1 protein-coding gene is annotated in these 1,998 nt (G+C 62.6%); it reads right to left on the reverse strand.

Annotation, left to right across the window (positions count from 1 at the left end; translation table 11 throughout):
- Window positions 1–1,998: immunoglobulin-like domain-containing protein (locus PMI36_RS04420; RefSeq protein WP_008075241.1), on the reverse strand; the 1,998-nt coding region annotated here is incomplete at both ends.

Raw genomic sequence — 1,998 nt, forward strand, 5'->3', positions numbered from 1 at the left:
GCGACAGGTTGGTGGTGTCAGCAGTATCGGTAACCGAGGTGTCGGCTGATTTGCCGTCGACGTCCAGCTTCTCGTAGTTACCGCCCTTGGCGTCGTCGATTTTCACACTCAGCGAGCCACCACCGGCCAGGGCATCGTTCGGCGCAGTGAAATTCACGCTGGCGCTGCTCGAGCCGACCGGGATGGTGATGGTCTGGCCGTTGGACAGGGTGACAACCACCGGCGAGCCGGTGACTGGAGCAGACACGGACGCCGTGTAAATCACGGTCCCGCCCTCAGCCACAGTGCTGGTCGCAGTGAGGTTGACGGTCGAGGTGTCGAGGGTATCGGTGACATCGGTAACCGCAGCCGCCGGGTTGGTCGCCAGGTTTTCGAAGTTGCCGCCTGCGGCATCCTTGATCGTCACTTCAACCTGGCCGGCGTCTTTGTAGACATCGTCTTTCGGCGCATCGACGGTTACGGAACCGGTGGTGGCGCCGGCGGCGATGGTGATCACGGCACCGTTGCTCAGAGTGACGGTCACTGGCGTGCCAGCGGCGTTGGTCAAGGTCGCGGTGTAAACGATGGAGCCGCCTTCAGCGACCGAATCCGTAGCGCTGAGGCTGAGGGTCGTGGTTTCCGGAGTATCGGTCACCGAGGTGTCCGCCGATTTGCCATCGACTTCCAGCTTCTCGTAGTTGCCGCCCTTCGCATCGTCGATCTTGACGCTCAGGGAGGTGCCGCCAGCCAACACATCGTTTGGTGCGGTGAAGTTGACGCTGGCGCTGCTCGAGCCAACCGGAATGGTGATGGTTTGGCCGTTGGACAGGGTGACAACCACCGGCGAGCCTGTGACTGGAGCAGATACGGACGCCGTGTAAACCACGGTCCCGCCCTCAGCCACAGTGCTGGTCGCAGTGAGGTTCACGGTCGAGGTGTCGAGGGTATCGGTGACATCGGTAACCGCAGCCGCTGGGCTGGTGGTCAGGTTTTCGAAGTTGCCGCCCGCGGCGTCTTTGATGGTCACTTCAACTTGGCCGGCGTCTTTGTAGACGTCGTCTTTTGGCGCATCGACGGTTACGGAACCGCTGGTGGCACCGGCCGCGATGGTGATGATCGCGCCGTTGCTCAGGGTGACGGTGACCGGAGTCCCGGCCGCATTGGTCAAGGTCGCGGTATAAACGATGGACCCACCTTCGGCGACCGAATCGGTAGCACTCAGGCTGAGGGTGGTGGTATCCGCGGTATCAGTGATCGAGGTGTCCGCCGATTTGCCGTCGACTTCCAGCTTCTCGTAGTTGCCGCCCGTTGCGCCGTCAATCTTGACGCTCAGGGAGCTGCCGCCCGCAAGGGGGCTGTTTGGCGCGACAAAGTTCACGCTGCCGGTGGTTTCGCCGACCGGGATGGTGATGATCTGACCGTTGGACAGGGTGACGACCACTGGCGCACCGGTGACGGGTGCATTAACCGTCGCGGTGTAGACCACGGTTTCGCCTTCGGCGACGTTCGCGGTGGCACTCAGCGAAACGGTGCTGGTATCGATGGTGTCGTTAACGGTGGTCACCGCCGGGGTATCGCTGGCGACCAGGTTCTCGAAGTTACCGCCGGTCGAGCCTTTGATGGTCGCTTCGACGGTGCCGGTGTCTTTGTAGACGTCGTCTTTTGGCGCATCGACGGTCACGGAGCCGGTGGTTTTGCCCGCTTCGATGGTGATCACGGCGCCGTTGCTCAGGGTCACGGTGACCGGTGTGCCGGCTGCATTGGTCAGGGTCGCGGTGTAGGTGATTTGGCCGCCTTCATCCACGGTGCCGGTCGCGGTCAGCGACAGGTTGGTGGTGTCAGCGGTGTCGGTAACCGAGGTGTCCGCCGACGTGCCGTCGACCTCCAGCTTCTCGTAGTTGCCACCTTTGGCATCGTCAATCTTGACGCTCAGCGAACCACCACCGGCCAGCGCATCGTTCGGCGCGGTGAAGTTGACACTGGCGCTGCTCGAGCCGACCGGGATGGTGATGGTCTGGC

The organism is Pseudomonas sp. GM79, from assembly GCF_000282495.1.
Taxonomy (GTDB): Bacteria; Pseudomonadota; Gammaproteobacteria; order Pseudomonadales; family Pseudomonadaceae; genus Aquipseudomonas.